Genomic DNA, 19,005 nt, shown 5'->3' with positions numbered 1-19,005 from the left:
GTTTTCACTCACATTCTTTCAGTCAAATCATGAGGGAGAGATAATAGATAAAATTCAGGAGGGTAAAAATTTTGATGGAATAATAATAAACCCTGGTGGATATTCACATACAAGCGTTGCCATAATGGATGCCATAAGAAGTATTGATACCCCTGTTATTGAGGTTCATATATCCAATGTGTTTAAAAGAGAAGAATTTAGACACAGGATTATAACAGGAAGAGCTGCAAATGGAATAATAACAGGTCTTGGATATGTAAGCTACCTTGCAGCACTTTATGCTTTATATATTATGCTGAATGGTGAGGCTATCCCTTGAGGAACTTAAGCTTTTCTACATCCTTCTCATCAACTATGTACTTGGATTCTATCTCTTTCTCTGTTTTTACTTTCTTTCTTATGTTTTCTTCCTGGAGAGCTCTTATGGATAGTCTCATTTTTCTCTCTTCAGGTCTCACTTCAACTACCTTTGCTTCAACTTCCTGTCCAAGCTGAAGGGCATCTTCTGGCTTCTTAATTCTCTTTAGGGAGATCTGTGATATATGGATAAGGCCGGTGATTCCCTCTTCTATTTCAACAACTGCTCCAAAGGGTAGGAATCTTATAACCTTTCCCTTTACAATTGTTCCAGGTGGATACTTATCCATTATGTTTTCCCATGGATGAGGTTTTGCCTGTCTTAGAGAGAGTGACACCCTTTCATTCTCTGGATCCACCTTAAGTATCTTTACTCTAACTTTCTGCTTCTTTCTCACAACTTGTCTCGGTGGTTTTCTTGGTCCCCATGTAAGTTCAGAGAGATGGATTAATCCTTCCACGCCCTTTCCAAGATCCACAAAAACTCCAAACTCTACAATTCCTACCACAGTTCCAACAACTATTTCCCCTTCCTTCTCTTTAAGTTCATTGAAGTACTCTTTCCTTTCCCTTTCCTTTTCTTCCTCAAGAATTACCCTTCTTGAGCATATTACTTTCCTTATCTCTCTATCAAACTCAATAATCTTTACAGGAAGTTTTTTTCCTACATAATTTGGAAGCTCCTTTCTCCTTACAATATCAAGTTCTATCTGCGTTCTTGGAAGGAATGCAGGAATTCCAAGGTCAATAAGAAGACCACCCTTTACAACCTTCGTGACCTCTCCCTCAAGAGGTTCCTGATTCTCATATGCCTCTTTAAGCCTTCTCCACACCTTTTCATAGTCAGCCCTTCTCTTTGAGAGAACAAGGTCACCCATTGGTCCCTCTGTTCTAACCACATAGACATCAATTTCTTCACCCTCATGGACAACCTCTTTGGCAGAACTGACCTTTGCTCTTGTTAATTCTTTAAGTGGAATGAAGGTTTCTGATTTTCTACCAATGCTTACAAGTGCTCCATCATCATCAACCTTAACCACTATTGCCTTTATAATCTCACCTCTTCTCAACCTCTTTGGTAGATAATCCTCTGTAATCTTTCTAAGACTCTCTTCGTTCTCCTCTCCTTTTGTTTCCTCTGCCTCCATCTCCTTAATGATATTCTTTATCTCCTCTTCTCCAGACTTCTCCTCTTCCTTAACTTCCTCTTCCTTTTCTTCCTCTTTCACCTCTTCCTCTTTCACCTGCTCTTCCATCTCCTCTTTTCTTTCCTCCATCTCATCCTCCTTTTAACTTAAATTTTCCTTTGCAATCCCAATTAGCCTATCAAAGGCTTCCTTATCATGAATTGCAATCTCTGAGAGCATCTTTCTGTTTAAAGATACTCCACCCTTCTTTAAACCATAGATAAACCTTGAGTATGATAAACCCTTTCCATCCAGTGCAGCACTTATTCTTGTAATCCACAGTCTCCTAAACTCTCTCTTTTTCAATCTTCTTCCAACATATGCGTATTGGAGAGCATGTTCCACCTGTTCTCTTGCAACTCTATATCTAACAGAGGCTGCACCTCTAAAACCCTTTGCCATCTTTAAAATCTTTTTTCTTCTCCTTCTGGTCGTTGGACCACCTTTTACCCTTGCCATCTTTACCTCCTCTTCAATCTAAGACCAATGAGTCTTCTCACCCTTGCCACATCATCCTTGGATACCTCTCTTGGCCTTATCTGAGTAACCTTCTTCCTTGAAGTTTTTTTCTCAAGATGGTGAGAATGACCACACCTTCTTCTAAGGATCTTCCCAGATCCAGTTATTTTAAACCTCTTCTTTGCTGTTTTTGGTAGTTTTAACTTCGCCACTCTTCTTTCCTCCTTCCTTTTTCCTGTTTGGGCTCATAAGAGCCTCTATCTTTCTACCCCGAAAAATAGGTTTCCTCTCCACTATTCCAAGCTCTGAAAGCTCATCAATAACCCTATTTACAACATCAAACCCTTTACTCTTGTGGACAAGTTCCCTGCCCCTGAATATCATGAGGATCTTTACCTTATCCCCATCCTCAAGCCACTTTTTAGCCTTCTTTAACTTGAAACCAAGGTCAGCTTCTCCTATAAATGGCCTCAACTCCATTGTTTTAACATCAAAAGATGCCTGTTTTTTCTTTGCCTCCTTCTGTTTTTTCTTCAGTTCGTACTTGTACTTTCCAAAATCCATTATCTTACATACTGGTGGTGATGCATTTGGTGCAACTTCTACAAGATCAAGCTCCCTCTCTTCAGCGATTCTTAAAGCTTCATTAATGGGAAGAATACCTAACTGCTTACCGTCTGGATCAATAACCCTTACAGTCCTCGCCCTTATGCGTTCGTTAACTCTAATGGGCTTCTCTTTAATGGCTAATCACCCCCCTCTCAGATTCTAAACTCACTCTTTGCTCTCTACCTCCTTTCTAAGTTTTTCTATTAACTGTTCAAGGGAAACCATTCCAAGATTTCCCTTACCTTTCTTTCTTAAAGAAACCTTTCCTTCCTTCATCTCCTTTTCTCCAACAACTAAAACATAGGGAATCTTCTCCATTTCAGCGTTCTTTATCTTCTCACGAAGATTCTCACTTGAAGTGTCAAGTTCCACTCTGAAACCACTACCAAGAAGTTTATTATACACCTCTTTTGCATAATCTGCAACATCTTCATTTACAGAGACAACCTTAACTTGAACTGGTGAAAGCCAGAGTGGGAAATTTCCAGCATAGTTTTCAATTAAAGCTCCAAAGAACCTTTCTATACTTCCAAGAACAACTCTGTGTATCATGACAGGGGTGTGATCTCTCCCATCTCTTCCCATGTACTTTAGATTAAATCTTTCTGGTAAGTTGAAATCTACCTGAATTGTTGGTCCCTGCCAGAGTCTATCAAGGGCGTCTTTCAATTTTATATCAATCTTTGGGCCATAGAAAACTCCTTCACCTGGATCTATCTTGTATGGAATGTTTCTATCTTCCAATGCCTTTTTCAAAGCATTTGTTGCTTTTTCCCAAAGCTTTAGTGTTCCCACATACTTTTCAGGTCTTGTTGAAAGGAATATTTCGTAATTTTTAAATCCAAATGTTTCTATCATAAAGAGTGCGAAATCAAGAACACCTATAATTTCATCCTCCAATTGTTCTTCAGTACAGAATATATGGGCATCATCCTGTGTAAATCCTCTTACCCTTAAAAGTCCATGCAAAACTCCTGATCTTTCGTATCTATAGACAGTTCCAAGTTCAAAGTACCTTATGGGTAGTTCCCTATAGCTTCTCGTTTTAGATTTGTATATTATTATGTGTCCAGGGCAGTTCATTGGTTTGACAAGATACGGCACTCCATCCACATCCATTTCAGGAAACATGTTTTCTCTGTAGTATGAGAGATGTCCAGATATTTCCCACAACTTTGCCCTTGCAATATGGGGAGTGTAAACAAATTGATATCCTCTCTTTATATGTTCCTCCCTTTCGAAATCCTCTATTATCTTTCTTATTATCGCACCCTTTGGATGAAAGAAGATAAGACCTGGACCAGCTTCCTCTGGATGGATACTGAAGAGATCAAGTTCCTTACCGATCTTTCTGTGATCTCTCTTTTCTATCTCCTTTAATCTTAACAGATGTGCCTCAAGGTCCTCTTTTTTAAAGAAGCTTGTGCCATAAATTCTTTGAAGCATCTCTCTATTCTCATCTCCTCTCCAGTATGCACCTGATGAGGAGAGGAGTTTGAAATGCTTTATATATTTAGTTGATGGTAAGTGTGGACCTCTGCATAGATCCACAAATTCTCCAACTTTATATATGCTTATTGTTCCTTCCTCAAGCTCATCTATAAGTTCAAGTTTAAATTTCTCATCTTTAAATAATTCCTTTGCCCTTTCCTTTGATATCTCCTCCCTCTCAAACTTGTATTCCTTGGTTAGAAGCTCTCTCATTTTATTCTCTATTTTCTCAATGTCTTCTGGAGTGAAAGGTTTTTCCACAAGAAAATCATAGTAAAATCCATTCTTTATGGAGGGACCTATACCAAGTTTTGCATCCTTAAAAAGAGATTTAACAGCCCATGCAAGTATATGAGAGGTAGAATGATTAAGGATATCAAGAGCTTTTTCGTTGTCTTGAGTTATGAATTCTATCTTGTCACCCTCCTTAGGTTTATAATAGAAATCCACCACTGTATCACCTACAATGGCTCCCACATAATCATCCTCTGGCAAGAGGTTTAAAATTTTAAAAAGGTCATCACCTTCATCAATTTCCATTTCTTTTCCAATATTTTTAACAAAAATATTCATCTCTCACCTTCCTTACAGGGGGATTTAAAAATGGTGGGCGATGGTGGACTCGAACCACCGACCTCTTCGATGTCAACGAAGCGTTCTACCTCTGAACTAACCGCCCACCTCGTTTATTATATTATATATAAATAGCCTTCTTGTCAAGGTCTATTTTGGGAAGATTTTTGCTTGTTTCAAATGGATGGATGTGGATTTATCTCTTCCCTTGGAAATGGATGAAAGTTCTGGTTTGTCTGATAGCCCAAAGACAAGTGCACCTTTCTTTTTTGCAATAAGACCGACTTCGTAAACTTCTCTTGTAATTAATATCTCTTCCTTCAGTAGTTTTCCTACATCGCTTTCATCTGGAAGAAAATCTATCCTTTTTATAGTGCAACTAAATTCCCTTTCTCTAAATGTTGGAAAGGCAGTTGGATTTTTCTTTGAGAGATTCTCTTTAACCTCTTCAAGCAGTTTATAGGTTTTCTCATTGGGTGAAATTGTTATGGCATTAAAGAATTCCAGGGGTTCTCTCCACTTTCCAGCGTAAAACTCTCTTATAAACCTTCCAAGGGCATAGTAGTCTCCGTAGAAAATGATGCTCATGATTGCCACTATATCCTGATTATCTCCTGTAAAGGGATGGAGGTTTCTCCTGTTTAGTCTTGAGTATATATAATCAAATCTATCCTCTTCAATTTCACCTAAGGTATCCTCTATTATAGATCTAATTGCATCCATCCTTGCCTTATCAATGGCTTTATTGTTTCTCCCCCTTGCCCCTATGAATGTTTTGTCAATATCTATAACAACAATGGTTTTTTCGTCAAGTAAGAATCCCCTCCTCTCAAGGATTTCAAGTATCGGCAGAAGATTTCTCCACTTTGTGTTGAGTATTACATTTCCTTTAAATTTTATATAATCCTGCTCCCTCTCCTCTGTTATAACACCAAAGACCTTATACTCATCAAGTTCTGTAAGGTTTTTAATAACACTGCCATCGTTTAGATATGTATCTCCAAAGTATATTACTTTTTCAAAATCTCCTATTTTTTTGAATAAGGAGGTTAGAACTTTTGCATACTCTATATCCTTCTTTCTTGGAAGGAAGTCAAGCTTAAGTTGTTTCTTTAATTCTGAAAAAGATGGCAGTCCTTCTTTCAAGGGGTTGAGTTCTCTAAAAACTATGTAATCTTCAAATATTGTATTTAATTTGTCTCTCTTATACATACACTCCCTCCAGAAGGTTTAATTTTAATGCAAGTTCTAAATTTAAAATACTTCCTCCTGCCGCCCCTCTTATGGTGTTATGAGAGATGAGTGTAAATGTAAAGAAACCTTCCTCCAACTTCTCTATCCTTCCCACAGTTACACTCATTCCATCTCCATTTAGTCTATCAAAGAGAGGTTGTGGTCTATCAATTTCTTCTCTTACCACTATTGGTTTTTCAGGTGCTGTTGGAAGACGAAGTTTTTGAGGTAGTCCCTTAAATTCTACAAAAGACTCCTTAAATTCAGAGAGGGATACATCTTTCTCTGTTTTTACAAATACAACTTCCATATGCCCATCCCTTACCATAACCCTATTACACCTTGCATGCACTTTAAAACTTCCAGGGATAAATCTTCCATTGAATTTCCCAAGAATCTTTTTACTCTCCACCTTTATCTTTTCCTCCTCCTTCTCTATGTAGGGAATAATGTTGTCAAGAATAGAAAGAGAGGGAACTCCAGGGAATCCAGCTCCTGATAGAGCTTGCATTGTGAGAACAGTTATCCTCTCTATTCCAAATCTATCCATTATAGGTTTTAGTGGGATTACGAGACCTGCCGTGGAGCAGTTAGGATTTGTAACTATAAATCCCTTTCTTTTTTGATACTTTATAGCTTCAAGATGATCTGGGTTGACCTCTGGTACAACTATTGGAACAAAATCCTCATACCTGTGGCTGCTTGCATTACTGAATACATAATGTCCATTTTTTGATAGTCTCTCCTCCACATCAAAGGCAATGGATGATGGAAGAGCTGAAAATACTATCTTCTCTGGTTCATCCCTCTCTAAGGATAAAAGGGGAAGATGGGCAACGCTCTCTGGAATTCCTCCTTCAAGTATCCATCTTACAGTATCCTTATACTTCTCTCCCCTTCTCTTCTCTGATGCAAAGATGGAGCTTATCTTAAACCACGGATGTTTGGATAATATTTGAACAAACCTCTGACCTACCACTCCTGTGGCTCCAAGAACCGATACATTTATCATATCTCTCTCCCTACTCTTAAAATATCTGACAACACACCTGAAGCTGTAATTAAGGGTCCTGCCCCTATGCCTTTAATTATAACAGGATTTTTGTTGTATCTTTTGGTATATATGAGAAATATATTCTCTCCCGGCTTTAGATTGTAGAATTCTGAATTTTTACCAAAGACTTCAAGGGAGACTTTAACCTTTCTTCCTTCAATCCTTGATACAGGATAGACAAAACCACTCTCCCTCATCTTATTGATTCTATCTCTAAAGATTCTTATCTCTCCCTTTTTGAAATCTTCAAGGGAGTTTGATTTAACAAATTCCTCAAAATCTACATGAGATAATTCAATCTTCTTTCCTATGATTCTTGCAAGGATCAAAGTTTTTCTTAAGATATCTGTTCCCTTTAAATCATCCATGGGATTTGGTTCTGTATAACCCAGTTTCATGGCAAGTTCTATTGCCTCGACAATATCCTTTCCTCTATTCAGATGATGGAATATGAAGGATAGGGAGCCACTGGGTAGTGATACAATCCTTTTTATCTTATCACCAGTCTCCATCAAGTTTAGTAGAGTTTTTATTACAGGAAGAGATGCCCCAACGGTGGTTTCAAAGTAGAACTTCCCTTTGGAATCTGTAAGGCTTTTAAATATTTTGAAGCTTTTTACAAGATTCTTTTTATTTGATGTAACCGCATTTGCACCATGTTTTAAAGCATCTATGAGTATATCAGTGATTTCATCTGAATTGGTAACATCAACAAACACAGTGTTTCTTTTCCTTATAAATTCTGACAAATCTGGTTTACCTTTCTTGGGAAAGTTGAAATTCTCCTCTTTTATGTATTTCTCCGTCTCTTCACCCAAAACATAGGAGTTACTTCTTAAAAGACCTCTATAAACAATTCTTATTCTCTCCTCCTTCTCAATTCTTTTTCTTTCTGACAAGATTAATTTAATAAGGCTTTTTCCAACTTTTCCAACTCCAAACTGCACAATCTCCACCACCTTTATTCCCTCTTTATCCAAAGATAAGCCCAATTCTGTATGAAGAGATTTAACTGCCTCTCTAACCTCACTCTCTCTAACCACAAAGGAGATATTGTACTCAGATGAACCCTGTGCAATGGCAATTATATTTATCCCATGCCTTCCAAGGGTGGAGAAAACCTTTCCTGCAATTCCAGGTGTCCCCTTCATCCCTGCTCCTACAACTGATATTATAGCAATTCCATCCTCCTTTAATACACCTTCAATTTCCTTTCTTTCAATTTCCCTTTCAAACTCCTTAAAGAGGAATTTTATGAAGTTGTCTGCCTCGTCCTTCTTCACCACAAGACAGATGTTCTGTTCTGATGACGATTGGGATATCATAAGTATGTTTGTTTTACTCCTCCATGCAGATTTAAAAACTCTTGCAGCAATCCCTGGAATACCAAGCATGCCCTTTCCATTGACGCTTACAAGTGAAAGATTTTTTATGTATGTTATAGATTTAATTATATTTTTATCCTTTCTTATCCTTTTAACAATCAGTGTTCCTGAAAAATCAGGATTAAATGTATTCTTTATCCTTACAGGTATGTTTTTCTCCATAACAGGGGAGAGGGTCTTTGGATGAAGAACCTTTGCTCCGTAGTATGAGAGTTCTGCTGCCTCAATGTATGAGATGTATGGGAGTGGTTTTGCATCCTCAGTAATTCTTGGATCAGCAGTCATTACTCCATCAACATCTGTCCATATCCAGACTTCCCTTGCATCAAGAATCCTTCCAAGTATTGTTGCAGTAAAATCACTCCCACCCCTTCCAAGTGTTGTTATCCTCCCATCCTCTGTTGCTCCAATAAATCCTGTCACCACAGGTGTTATCTTTTCTGAAAATATCTTTTCAAATATGGGTTTTGCCTTTTCCCTGATTTTTTCATATATAGGAGAGGCATGTCCAAAGTCATCTGTTGTTATTAAAAATTTGTTGGCATCAAGATATGTGGATTTAATTCCAGACCTATTTAGATACTCCGATATTATTCTTACATTCATCCTTTCTCCAAAGGAAACTATGGTATCAAGAGCTCTTGGGGTTAACTCTCCAAGAACCTCTATACTCTTTAGTATGTTTAAGAGTTCCTCAAGGAGTTTCTCCACATCTTTTATGGTTTTCAGGAAGAGTTCCTCCATAACAGAGAGGTGTCTATCTCTTATCTTTAAATATTCCTTAAGGTAGTCCTTGTCTCCTTTTTGAGAAAGTTCCCCTGCTCTTATAAGTGAGTCTGTAATTCCACTCATGGCGGATACAACAATAACCTTTTCCTCATCAAATCTTTCAACTATTTCCTTTAAGTTTCTTATCCTTTCTGCACTCCCCACAGATGTTCCACCAAACTTCATTACAATCATGAGTATTCCTCCAGAATTTCCTCAATTATCTCTTGAATTCTTCCCAAATCATTTTCAACTACAATAGGTTTATTTATAAGTTCATCTGGTATTCCTTCAATCTCCCCCATGTGTATCTTTGTTGATGTATCTGGGTCTTTAAGTATGTTTCCTGTTGTGATAAGAAGCACTGTTTCATTTTTCTTTATAATTCCCTTCTTAAGCATTTTAAAGAATCCTGCAAGGGAGGAGGCTGAAGCTGGTTCACATCCAATTCCCAGTGAATCAATGATTATCTTTGCCCTAATAATCTCCTCGTCTTCCACCTCCTCCACAAATCCCTTTGTAAACTCTATGGTTCTTTTAGCCTTTTCAAAATTCACTGGATTTCCAATTCTTATTGCTGTGGCTATGGTTTCTGCCTTAACTGGTTTAAACCTCCAGTTGTTTTTAAATGAGAGGTAGAAGGGATTCGCACCCTTTGCCTGAATAACTCCAATCTTTGGTATCTTATCTATCACTTTAAATCTTTTAAGTTCCATTAAAGCTTTACCAAAGGCAGATGTATTTCCGAGGTTTCCTCCGGGAACTATTATCCAGTCAGGAATTTTCCAGTTCATCTGAAACAAAGCATCTATTATTATGGTTTTTTGACCTTCAAGTCTTACAGGGTTTAAAGAGTTTAGGAGATATATTCTATACTTTTTGGAAATTTCCCTTACAATTCTCATGGCATCATCAAAATCACCCTCTATTTGAATTGTCTTTGCTCCATAAGAGAGAGCTTGAGAGAGCTTGCCGAAAGTAATTTTCCCTTTTGGAAGAAAGACTATTGGGATAAGTCCTCCCATTTTTGCGTATGCTGTCATGGATGCTGAGGTGTTTCCTGTGGAGGCGCATGCAACAATTCTATATCCAAGTTTCTTTGCAAAGGAAACACCAACAGTCATTCCCCTATCCTTAAATGAGCCTGTTGGGTTTTCCCCTTCATGTTTTATAAATAAATTTGAGACCCCCTCTATTCTATCTGAGACATTGTATAGATTTGTTCTCCCCTCTGGAAATGTAACTATCTCTTCCTCCTTTAAATCCAAAACAAGCTCTCTGTATCTCCATACCCCACTCTCATCTATCCTTTTCCTGCTTCCTTTTCTTTTCTCCCAAACATCCTTTAAATATGATAGGTCCCCCTCTTCTTTTATATAAACATCAAGAAGTCCACCACACTCACAGGTGTACCTTTTCTCATATATAGAATACTCCTTTCCACATCTTATGCACTTTAGGGCTCTCTCCATTTCTTATGAATTATAAGGAAATTTACATTAAATTCAAATTTAAAAGATGTGATTAGAATTTTAATAAGAGTTACTTTAAGTATTTTCTTCCCTTTAGTTTTTCTGGGAGATACTGAATTTTCTTATCCGGATTATCATGTGGATATATATAACCTTTTCCCCATCCAATCTCTTTAAGACCTTTTACCGATGGATTCCTGAGATGAAGGGGCACAGGTAGATTCCCATATTTTTTTACATCTTCCAATGCAAGTTTCATTGCTTTTAGAACTTTGTTACTTTTAGGTGCCTTGGAAAGATACAGAACTATCTCTGAAAGAATAAGTTTTGCTTCAGGTAATCCGACTCTCTCCACCGCCTCTGCTCCACTTGTTGTAAGAACAAGTGAGAAGGGATCAGAAAGACCTATATCCTCTGACGCAAGGATTATGAGTCTCCTTGTAATAAAATTTAAATCTTCTCCACCCTCAACCAATCTCATTAGGTAATACAAAGAAGCATCAGGGTCTGAACCCCTTATGCTTTTTATTAGAGCCGAGATCAGATTGTAGTGCTCTTCAACTTTATCAAATTTTATTCTTTTTGATAGAACAAAATTTTTTATCCCTTCCTTTGTAAAAGATTTCTTTATATCTCCCTCCAAAGACTCAAGTATGTTTAATAAGAATCTTGCATCTCCTTTGGATAGTTCTACAATGAAATTCTTTGCCTCTTCATCAAGTTCTATCCCTGTTTCCTTTAGTCCCTTCTCAAGTATAATTCTCATCTCCTCATCTGAATATGGTGGAAGCTCTATGAGAAAGCACCTTGATAGGAGAGGTGGAACTATGTAAAAGTATGGATTTTCAGTGGTTGCACCAATAAGGATAATGTCTCTGTTTTCTACAAAGGAGAGGAGGAAATCCTGTTCTTTTCTGTTTAATCTGTGAATCTCATCTATAAAGAGAATAGTCTCTTTTTTAAAGAATTCCTTTTTCTTCTTTGCTTCCTCTATTATTTTTCTTATGTCCTTTATTCTCTGTTTTCTACAAAGGAGAGGAGGAAATCCTGTTCCTTTCTGTTTAGTCTGTGTATCTCATCTATAAAGAGAATAGTCTCTTTTTTAAAGAATTCCTTTTTCTTTTTTGCCTCCTCTATTATTTTCCTTATCTCCTTTATTCCAATTTCAGCTCCTGAAACTCTTATTAAATCTAAACCACTCTCCTTTTCTATAAGAAGGGCAAGGGTTGTTTTTCCACTTCCTGGTGGTCCCCATAGGATAAGATGAGAAACATTCCCACTCCTTATCTTCTCTTTGAAACTCTTTGTTAACACATCTTTATGTCCCACAAATTCATCAAAACTTTTTGGTATGTCCCACAAATTCATCAAAACTTTTTGGTCTTATTCTTATACTGAGTGGTTTCTTCATAGATCCTCTAAAAATAGGTAAAAGGCATCAAGAATTTTAAAATCATTTTTATACAATTTCTCTATATAATTTTTAATAAAATCTCCCTCAATTGTTTTAGCCCTCTCCTTTAACTTCTCCCAGAGATTCATTGCTATTATAGCATCTTCAAGAGCTCTGTGGTTCTTATCCCAGGGGATTCCAAAGTTTGAAGCCACACGCCTTAAACTATGGGATCTTAAACCTGGAAGGAGAAACTTTGATATTATTAATGTATCTGAAACCCTGTTTTTTATTCTTGCTCCAAGATACTTTTCAATGAATGGTATATCAAAGTATATGGCATTGTGTCCTACAAGTGGATCATCACCAATAAACTCAAAAAATTCATTCATAACCTCCCTCTCTTCCCTCCCATTCTTTAATATTTCCTCATCTGTTATTCCAGTTATCTTTGTTATCTTTTTGGGGATGGGAATCCTTTGATTTATCACCACAGAAAATGAGGAGAGAACCTTCCCATTTTCACTCTTTACTGCTCCAACTTCAATAATCTTATCTACATCTGGATTTAAGCCCGTTGTCTCAAAATCAAAAAATACTATCCTCATTTCTTCTTCCTGTATTCTACCCCCGCTTCCTTTAGAATCCCTTTTATTGGTGGAGAAACTTTACTAACTCTCACCACCACTTCCTTAACTTTCTCTATTGCTAAGATTCTATTTCCAATTTCCCTTGCGAGGGATTCAATAAGGTTAAAATTTTTTTCCTCCACAATTTCTCTCACCAGTTTATAAACATGGGAGTAATTCACCGTATCATAAATATTATCTTCCTTTACCTCATCTATATAAAACTCCACATCCACCCTGAATCTCTGTCCAAGGATCTTCTCCTCTTCATTAACTCCGTGATAGGAGTAAAATTCCATACCTTTTAGAAACACTTTCATCTTAGTATCCTATCGGCAACTCTGATTGCCCTCTTTATCTCTTTTACATCATGCACTCTCACAATATCAACTCCCTTTGCGATTGATGTAATGACTGCTCCTATTGTTCCCTCAACTCTCTCCTCTGGAGGGAGATTAAGAATCTCACCTATGAAACTCTTTCTACTTACACCAACAAGAAGGGGATAACCAAGAGTTTTAAATTCAGAGAGTTTCTTAAGTATCTTTATATTCTCCTTAAGTCCTTTTCCAAAACCAATGCCGGGATCTATTATTATATTATGCGGTTTTATTCCATTCTCAAGGGCAAATTCAATCCTCTCTTTAAGAGAGAAGTACACATCACTTACAACATCCTTATAGTATCCCTCTGGTGGAGGTCCACCCTTTCCATCTATGGAATGCATTATTACCACTGGAACATTGTATTTTGCAACAATCTTTGCCATCTCTTTGTCTTTTTTTAACCCCCAGACATCATTTATCATACTTGCTCCAAGATGAAGTGCCTCCTTTGCTATTTCCCATTTACTTGTATCCACTGAAATAGGACAATCAATGTCTTTCACAAGTTTCCTTAAAACTGGCATAACTCTCCTTCTCTCCTCCTCATAAGGAACTTCCCTGCTCCCTGGTCTTGTTGACTCTCCCCCTATGTCAATTATATCTGCTCCCCATTCTCTGAGGAGACAGGCATAACCCAAAGCATTATCAACAAATCTTTCTCTTGAATACAATCCATCTCCTGAAAAGGAATCTGGAGTTAGATTTATTATTCCCATTATATAGGTTCTTTTCCCCCACTCAAAGAGAGTATCTCCTATCCTTGTAGCTTTTATTGGAGTTCTGTGTACTATTTTCTCCATCTCCTCTGCAATATCCTTCAAGCCAAAAGGCTGGAGCTTGAGTTTTGGAATAAGCTTGTTGAAATGATGAACTGTTCCCATAACAATTGCCCTGCACTCATTCTTTCCAAGATAAAAGGCATCTCTGGATAAGGCAACCTCTCCTCCAATGGAAAGCATCTCCTGTTTTAGAATATTTGCTGCCCTTACATCTACATTTTCTATCTTAAGAAATCTTATCTTACCCTTATTTTTCATAATAGATACCCCAACTGGATGAACTTCTATCCTTTCAAGCTCCTTCTCCACTTCATTTTCATCAAGATGTATTTCCCTTATCCTATACTCCATTTGTCCTTCCCCTTGAGATAAGATAGAGAAACTCACTCCTTGTTGAGGCGTATTTTCTAAATGAACCCCTTATTGCTGATGTTACTATTAAACTACCGGGTTTCTTTATCCCTCTCATAACCATACACATGTGTTCTGCCTCAAGAACAACGCCAAGTCCAAGTGGTTCAAGTTCCTCAAATATAATATCTGCAATTTCACTTGTGAGCCTCTCCTGAAGTTGTGGTTTCCTTGCGAGAGTGTCCACAACCCTTGCAATCTTTGAAATTCCAACAATCTTCCCATTCGGTATGTATCCTACATGAGCTTTCCCAAAGAAGGGGAGGAAGTGGTGCTCACACATTGAAAAGAAAGAGATATTTCTTAAAATGACCATTTCCTGATGTTTTTCCTCCACAAACTGAGATTTTAGAAAGATTCTTGGGTCTATGTATAGTCCTTTGAATATCTCTTCAAACATATCTGCAATTCTCTCTGGAGTCTCTTTAAGTCCTTCCCTGTTTTTATCCTCTCCAATGGCATCGATGATCATCTTCATTGCTTCTATAATCTTTTCTCTATCAAAATGCATGTTTTACCTCTCCATCCTTTATAAGATATTTTAAATAATTCATTCCAAAGAAGTAAGGTATGAGTTTGTATGTTTTAAGAGAGAAAAATAATTCATTCCAAAGAAGTAAGGTATGAGTTTGTATGTTTTAAGAGAGAGAATCTGAAGATTGGCTAACTTTCCCTTTTCTATACTTCCCCTATCTTCATGGATGGATAGAGCGAAGGCAGGATTTATGGTAGATGCATTTATTGCCTCTTCTATGGAAAGGCCCTCCCTTATAACAGAAAGGGACAGAGCGAGATAAAAGTTTATTGTAGGTGATGTTCCCGGATTGAAGTCTGTTGATATTGCCAGAGGGACACCACTATCAGCAACTCTTCTTCCAAGCTTCCCATCCTTTAAAAGGAACATTCTCTCTGTTGGAAATATAATTCCCACTGTATCTTTTTTAGATAGTTCTTTAAGAGATTCTTTATCTGTTTTATCAAGATGAGATACAGAGTTTAGATTCAAATCTATAGCCACATCAATTCCACCAATATTGTTGAATTGATCTACATGCATAGAGGTTTTAAATCCAAGTTTCTTTGCTTCAGATAGAAAAATATATGCCTCTTCCTTTGAAAAGGCATCCTTCTCAACAAATATGTCAACAAAGTCTGAAAGTTCCTCATCCTTTATTAACTTTAAATTCTCAATAACTTTCTTAAAATAAGTGCTTCTTTTAACTCCCTCTGGTGGAAGGTGAAGTAGAAATGTGGAGATTAAATGTGGAAATGATATCTTTATTTCTTTTCTTAATCTCTTTTATAATCTTTAATATCCTTATTTCATCCTCAATGTAGAGACCATAACCACTTTTTATTTCAAATGTTGAAATGCCATATTTTTCTCCCTTTTCTATGAAGGAGAGCGCTCTTTCTATTAGTTTATCCTCTTCAAGGGATTTTGTTGCTCTCACTGTGGAGTATATTCCCCCTCCTCTTTTTTGAATTTCAAGATAACTTGCACCAGATAGTCTCATAAGGAACTCTTCCTCTCTTGTCCCACCAAATACAAGGTGTGTATGAGATTCAACAAAGGAAGGTAAGACAATACTTTCATAGGAAAGATCTATTTCCTTTTCTCCCAAATATAAATCCCTTATTCTCTCACTCTCACCAATATCTAATATTCTTCCCTTGTCTATTGCAATTCCACCATTTTTTATAATGGATAGATTTTTAAGCTCCTCTCCCTTTTTTGGAACATTACCTTTACAGGTTATAATCTCCGATGCATTGATTATCGTTAAGTCAACTTTCTCTTTCATCAGTCACACTTTGAGTATCCACACTTTGGACAGGTGAAGCATCCCTCAACATTTATCATTGGAGTTCCACATTCAGGACAAAGGGGAATATCAGGATTTATCTTAGGTTCCTCTTCACTTTCCTCTTCCATCTTCTCCTCAACAACTATTTTCTTCTTCTCCTCCTTCCTCATGGAGAGATACTTCTCTATTGCTTTTGCAATGGCATCTGCACACGATAAAATTTTATCTCCATCCTGCCATATTGGATTCGGACATCTAATTCCCTTTAATTGGTCAACTATGGAATCTGGGTCAATTCCTGATCTTAAGGCAAGGGATATTAGTCTTGAAATTGCCTCTGTTTGGGATGCTGCACATCCACCAGCTTTCCCAAGGGTGGAGAAGACCTCACATATTCCATTCTCATCTTCATTTATTGTTACATATAGATTCCCACATCCAGTCTTCATCTTTATTGTGGCACCAAAGGTAATCTTTGGTCTTGGTCTTGGTTTCAACTTTTCTCCTTTTTCCTCTTCCTTCCCTGTTATAAGGACCTGAGTCTCTTTGGATCTGTCTCTATAAACTGTTATTCCCTTTAAACCAAGTTTGTATCCTGTAAGGTATATATTTTTGATATCTTCAACTTTGGCATCATGGGGAAGATTCACAGTTTTTGAAACAGCGTTATCTGTATATTTTTGAAAGGCTGCCTGCATCTTTACATGCCATTCCCAGTGTATATCATGAGCAGTAACATATATTTTTTTCATATCTTCTGGAATCTCATCTATATTCTGAATGCTTCCCTCTTCAATGACCTTCTCCATAAGTTCCTCTGAGTATATCCCTCTCTCTTTGAGTTCTCTCTCAAATATGGGATGAATTTCGTTCCACTCTCCAATGGCAACCTTTCTCTTAAAGGCTAATGCAAATAAAGGTTCAATTCCAGAGGAGCATCCAGCAATTATACTTATAGATCCAGTCGGAGCAATGGTGGTTACTGTTGCATTTCTTACTCTCCTTCCCTCCTTTTCAAATGCACTTCCCTTCCAGTTTGGAAAAACTCCCCTCTCCTCTGCAAGTTCCTCTGATTTCTTCCACCCTTCCTTGTTTATAAAACTCATCACATCCTCTGCAACTTTAAGTGCCTCTTCTGAATTGTAAGGAATCCTAAGTTTTATAAGCAGATCATGAAATCCCATTACTCCCAAACCTATCTTTCTATTACCTTTTGTCTCTCTTTCAATTTCAGGGAGTGGAAATTTATTTACATCAATAACATTATCAAGAAAGTGAACTGCAGTTCTTACAACTTTCCCCAATGATTCATAGTCAATCTTTCCATCCACCGCAAACTTGGATACATCAATGGAGCCAAGATTACACGATTCATAAGGAAGAAGTGGTTGTTCACCACAGTCCATACTTAATATTCCATTGGTTATCCATGTGTACTCTGGTGGTGCAGTTATATCAAAAACTTCTTCCTCCCCATCCTCCTCTATGCTTATAATCTCTTGATACTCATACCTTTTTAGTGTTGAATATGTATTTTTGTTTGCCGAAAGTTTCATAAACTTCTCTTTCTTTTCTCCAATAAATCCTATTTTTTCAAAGAATAGGTTAGCCCTCTCCCCAGAGATTAATACTCTATAAGTAGAGTTTGTTTTATAGGTTTTCCCTTTTATGGTTTTTATTTCTCCCTTCTTTTCCTTCGTCAATGTGGATGGGATGCCAAGATAGAGGAGAAGAATTTGAACCTGCCTGAGGAGTTTCTTTGAAGATGAGGAAAGAGCAACTGTAATTGTTCCCTTTGATTCATAGACTGTTCCATCAGAGGAGAATATTCCTCTAAGAAGTGCCTTTATAGATTCTGTATCCCCTCTAAGGAATTTTTTAGGAATTTCTTTCTCCTCACTCTTAGAGGTTTCTATTCCAAAGATTCCTCTAATTTTTTCTGCAAATTGTTTTACATGAGTATCCACTATAAACTGGTTTTCCCTCTCAACAATGTAAGAGGAACCAGAGAATCTTTCAAGTATTGGAGAAAAATGGTTGACAAGTTCTAAGTCGCTTCCTACGTGTAAAGATACATGGTTTGAATTGCTTAAAGATCCATCTCCAATAAAGTATCCAATGAGTTCAAAGAATTCTGTATCCTTCGGTTTATTAGTTTCTATCTCTGGGTAGTTCAGAGGGATAAAAACTTTATCATGGATTTTTAAATCCCTTACCTCTCTCCATCCATTCTCTGTCATAAGTTTGTGTTCTGGAGTTACTCTAATCTCCAATCCAGATTTCAGAGTAATTTTATATATCTTTTTAATTCCATTATTTATAACTTCCTTTATCTTATTCCATCCCTTTCCATTCCATACTCTCATGCCTTTCTTAAGTTCTCTTGCTTCAACAAGTCCCTCATCTGTAGCTACAAGGGTATCTCCAACAACACAGGGATTTGTGGATTCTATCTCTCCAACATTTGGTGTGGGATTGTATTTATTTATGGTATCTATAAAAATTACTCCTGGGTCTCCTGTCTTCCAGGCATGTTCTGCAATCATATCAAAAATGTATTTTGCTCTGAGTTTTTTCCATACCTTTCCATCTCTTGGGTTTACAAGCTCGTATTCCTCATCATCAAAGTATCTTCTCATAAATTCATCTGTTATTGCCACAGAGATGTTGAAGTTGGTAAGAACTCCCTTTTTATCCTTTACAGTTATAAACTCTTCTATGTCCGGGTGATCTACTCTTAAAATTCCCATATTTGCTCCCCTTCTTACCCCTCCCTGTTTTATTGTGTCAGTGGCTACATCAAATATCTTCATGAATGATACAGGACCTGAGGCAACTCCCATTGTGCTTTTCACTATGTCCCCTTTTGGTCTTAATCTTGAGAATGAAAAGCCTGTTCCTCCCCCTGATTGATGGATTAATGCAGCATATTTTATTGCATCAAATATTTCTGTTAAAGAGTCTCCAACAGGGAGGACAAAGCATGCCGAGAGTTGTCCAAGTTCTCTTCC

Annotated in this window: 19 protein-coding genes, 1 tRNA gene and 1 pseudogene; 1 reads left to right on the top strand and 20 read right to left on the bottom strand. The window is 37.2% G+C overall.

The window, feature by feature from the left end:
- The coding region (locus J7J33_01815) for a 3-dehydroquinate dehydratase (GenBank protein MCD6168026.1) at window positions 1-319 on the top strand (319 nt) is incomplete at its 5' end.
- Here the strand turns inward: J7J33_01815 and rpsA are convergent.
- The 20 genes and pseudogenes from rpsA to J7J33_01715 all read right to left on the bottom strand — a co-directional run.
- Window positions 309-1,634: a 30S ribosomal protein S1 gene (gene rpsA / locus J7J33_01810; GenBank protein ID MCD6168025.1), complete on the bottom strand. Its 1,326-nt coding sequence runs from the start codon at window positions 1,632-1,634 to the stop codon at window positions 309-311. The two genes, J7J33_01815 and rpsA, sit on opposite strands and share 11 nt — an antisense overlap.
- A gap of 12 nt (window positions 1,635-1,646) precedes the next feature.
- Window positions 1,647-2,003, bottom strand: coding sequence for a 50S ribosomal protein L20 (rplT, locus tag J7J33_01805; protein ID MCD6168024.1), 357 nt, complete (start codon window positions 2,001-2,003; stop codon window positions 1,647-1,649).
- A gap of 2 nt (window positions 2,004-2,005) precedes the next feature.
- On the bottom strand, window positions 2,006-2,215 hold the full coding sequence (gene rpmI, locus J7J33_01800; GenBank protein ID MCD6168023.1) for a 50S ribosomal protein L35: 210 nt from the start codon (window positions 2,213-2,215) through the stop codon (window positions 2,006-2,008).
- The gene (gene infC, locus J7J33_01795) at window positions 2,172-2,732 is read right to left on the bottom strand and encodes a translation initiation factor IF-3 (GenBank protein MCD6168022.1); all 561 of its coding nucleotides are present in this window, start codon (window positions 2,730-2,732) and stop codon (window positions 2,172-2,174) included. Before infC ends, rpmI begins: the two co-directional genes overlap by 44 nt.
- A gap of 45 nt (window positions 2,733-2,777) precedes the next feature.
- Window positions 2,778-4,676, bottom strand: coding sequence for a threonine--tRNA ligase (thrS, locus tag J7J33_01790; protein ID MCD6168021.1), 1,899 nt, complete (start codon window positions 4,674-4,676; stop codon window positions 2,778-2,780).
- 31 nt (window positions 4,677-4,707) lie between these two features.
- A tRNA-Val gene (locus tag J7J33_01785) sits at window positions 4,708-4,782 on the bottom strand.
- A 44-nt stretch (window positions 4,783-4,826) separates the two neighbouring features.
- Entirely contained in the window at window positions 4,827-5,888 is a 1,062-nt protein-coding gene (locus tag J7J33_01780) for a hypothetical protein (protein ID MCD6168020.1), read from the bottom strand.
- Complete coding sequence (gene asd / locus J7J33_01775) at window positions 5,881-6,921, bottom strand: aspartate-semialdehyde dehydrogenase (GenBank protein ID MCD6168019.1); 1,041 nt, start codon at window positions 6,919-6,921, stop codon at window positions 5,881-5,883. Before asd ends, J7J33_01780 begins: the two co-directional genes overlap by 8 nt.
- Window positions 6,918-9,311 (bottom strand): bifunctional aspartate kinase/homoserine dehydrogenase I, encoded by a 2,394-nt coding sequence (thrA, locus tag J7J33_01770; GenBank protein MCD6168018.1) that lies wholly within the window; start codon window positions 9,309-9,311, stop codon window positions 6,918-6,920. The genes asd and thrA overlap by 4 nt, the downstream gene beginning before the upstream one ends.
- The gene (locus J7J33_01765) at window positions 9,308-10,588 is read right to left on the bottom strand and encodes a threonine synthase (protein ID MCD6168017.1); all 1,281 of its coding nucleotides are present in this window, start codon (window positions 10,586-10,588) and stop codon (window positions 9,308-9,310) included. The genes thrA and J7J33_01765 overlap by 4 nt, the downstream gene beginning before the upstream one ends.
- Before the next feature lie 70 nt (window positions 10,589-10,658).
- Complete coding sequence (locus J7J33_01760) at window positions 10,659-11,354, bottom strand: hypothetical protein (GenBank protein MCD6168016.1); 696 nt, start codon at window positions 11,352-11,354, stop codon at window positions 10,659-10,661.
- 36 nt (window positions 11,355-11,390) lie between these two features.
- Window positions 11,391-11,603: pseudogene (locus tag J7J33_01755) on the bottom strand (AAA family ATPase).
- Window positions 11,600-11,956: an AAA family ATPase gene (locus tag J7J33_01750; protein MCD6168015.1), complete on the bottom strand. Its 357-nt coding sequence runs from the start codon at window positions 11,954-11,956 to the stop codon at window positions 11,600-11,602. The pseudogene J7J33_01755 and the gene J7J33_01750 overlap by 4 nt, the downstream one beginning before the upstream one ends.
- 39 nt (window positions 11,957-11,995) lie before the next feature.
- The gene (locus tag J7J33_01745; GenBank protein MCD6168014.1) at window positions 11,996-12,589 is read right to left on the bottom strand and encodes a ribonuclease H-like domain-containing protein; all 594 of its coding nucleotides are present in this window, start codon (window positions 12,587-12,589) and stop codon (window positions 11,996-11,998) included.
- The gene (folB, locus tag J7J33_01740; GenBank protein ID MCD6168013.1) at window positions 12,586-12,930 is read right to left on the bottom strand and encodes a dihydroneopterin aldolase; all 345 of its coding nucleotides are present in this window, start codon (window positions 12,928-12,930) and stop codon (window positions 12,586-12,588) included. Before folB ends, J7J33_01745 begins: the two co-directional genes overlap by 4 nt.
- Entirely contained in the window at window positions 12,927-14,126 is a 1,200-nt protein-coding gene (folP, locus tag J7J33_01735; GenBank protein MCD6168012.1) for a dihydropteroate synthase, read from the bottom strand. The genes folB and folP overlap by 4 nt, the downstream gene beginning before the upstream one ends.
- The gene (gene folE / locus J7J33_01730; protein MCD6168011.1) at window positions 14,116-14,697 is read right to left on the bottom strand and encodes a GTP cyclohydrolase I FolE; all 582 of its coding nucleotides are present in this window, start codon (window positions 14,695-14,697) and stop codon (window positions 14,116-14,118) included. Before folE ends, folP begins: the two co-directional genes overlap by 11 nt.
- A gap of 39 nt (window positions 14,698-14,736) precedes the next feature.
- On the bottom strand, window positions 14,737-15,243 hold the full coding sequence (locus J7J33_01725; GenBank protein ID MCD6168010.1) for an amidohydrolase family protein: 507 nt from the start codon (window positions 15,241-15,243) through the stop codon (window positions 14,737-14,739).
- 160 nt (window positions 15,244-15,403) lie between these two features.
- The gene (locus J7J33_01720) at window positions 15,404-15,991 is read right to left on the bottom strand and encodes a hypothetical protein (protein MCD6168009.1); all 588 of its coding nucleotides are present in this window, start codon (window positions 15,989-15,991) and stop codon (window positions 15,404-15,406) included.
- A partial coding sequence (locus J7J33_01715) for a TSCPD domain-containing protein (protein MCD6168008.1) occupies window positions 15,991-19,005 on the bottom strand: 3,015 nt, incomplete at its 5' end. The genes J7J33_01720 and J7J33_01715, both read right to left, overlap by 1 nt.

Source organism: Caldisericia bacterium (assembly GCA_021158845.1).
GTDB lineage: Bacteria > Caldisericota > Caldisericia > B22-G15 > B22-G15 > B22-G15.
This window is presented reverse-complemented; position numbering and strand designations above follow the sequence as displayed.

Excerpts from the sequence above, each read along its gene's own strand:
- rpsA (MCD6168025.1), bottom strand. The coding sequence starts at position 1,634 with ATGGAGGAAAGAAAAGAGGAGATGGAAGAGCAGGTGAAAGAGGAAGAG.
- rplT (MCD6168024.1), bottom strand. The coding sequence starts at position 2,003 with ATGGCAAGGGTAAAAGGTGGTCCAACGACCAGAAGGAGAAGAAAAAAG.
- thrS (MCD6168021.1), bottom strand. The coding sequence starts at position 4,676 with ATGAATATTTTTGTTAAAAATATTGGAAAAGAAATGGAAATTGATGAA.
- J7J33_01780 (MCD6168020.1), bottom strand. The coding sequence starts at position 5,888 with ATGTATAAGAGAGACAAATTAAATACAATATTTGAAGATTACATAGTT.
- asd (MCD6168019.1), bottom strand. The coding sequence starts at position 6,921 with ATGATAAATGTATCGGTTCTTGGAGCCACAGGAGTGGTAGGTCAGAGG.
- thrA (MCD6168018.1), bottom strand. The coding sequence starts at position 9,311 with ATGATTGTAATGAAGTTTGGTGGAACATCTGTGGGGAGTGCAGAAAGG.
- J7J33_01765 (MCD6168017.1), bottom strand. The coding sequence starts at position 10,588 with ATGGAGAGAGCCCTAAAGTGCATAAGATGTGGAAAGGAGTATTCTATA.
- J7J33_01760 (MCD6168016.1), bottom strand. The coding sequence starts at position 11,354 with ATGAGAATTATACTTGAGAAGGGACTAAAGGAAACAGGGATAGAACTT.
- J7J33_01750 (MCD6168015.1), bottom strand. The coding sequence starts at position 11,956 with ATGAATTTGTGGGACATACCAAAAAGTTTTGATGAATTTGTGGGACAT.
- J7J33_01745 (MCD6168014.1), bottom strand. The coding sequence starts at position 12,589 with ATGAGGATAGTATTTTTTGATTTTGAGACAACGGGCTTAAATCCAGAT.
- folB (MCD6168013.1), bottom strand. The coding sequence starts at position 12,930 with ATGAAAGTGTTTCTAAAAGGTATGGAATTTTACTCCTATCACGGAGTT.
- folP (MCD6168012.1), bottom strand. The coding sequence starts at position 14,126 with ATGGAGTATAGGATAAGGGAAATACATCTTGATGAAAATGAAGTGGAG.
- folE (MCD6168011.1), bottom strand. The coding sequence starts at position 14,697 with ATGCATTTTGATAGAGAAAAGATTATAGAAGCAATGAAGATGATCATC.
- J7J33_01725 (MCD6168010.1), bottom strand. The coding sequence starts at position 15,243 with ATGCATGTAGATCAATTCAACAATATTGGTGGAATTGATGTGGCTATA.
- J7J33_01720 (MCD6168009.1), bottom strand. The coding sequence starts at position 15,991 with ATGAAAGAGAAAGTTGACTTAACGATAATCAATGCATCGGAGATTATA.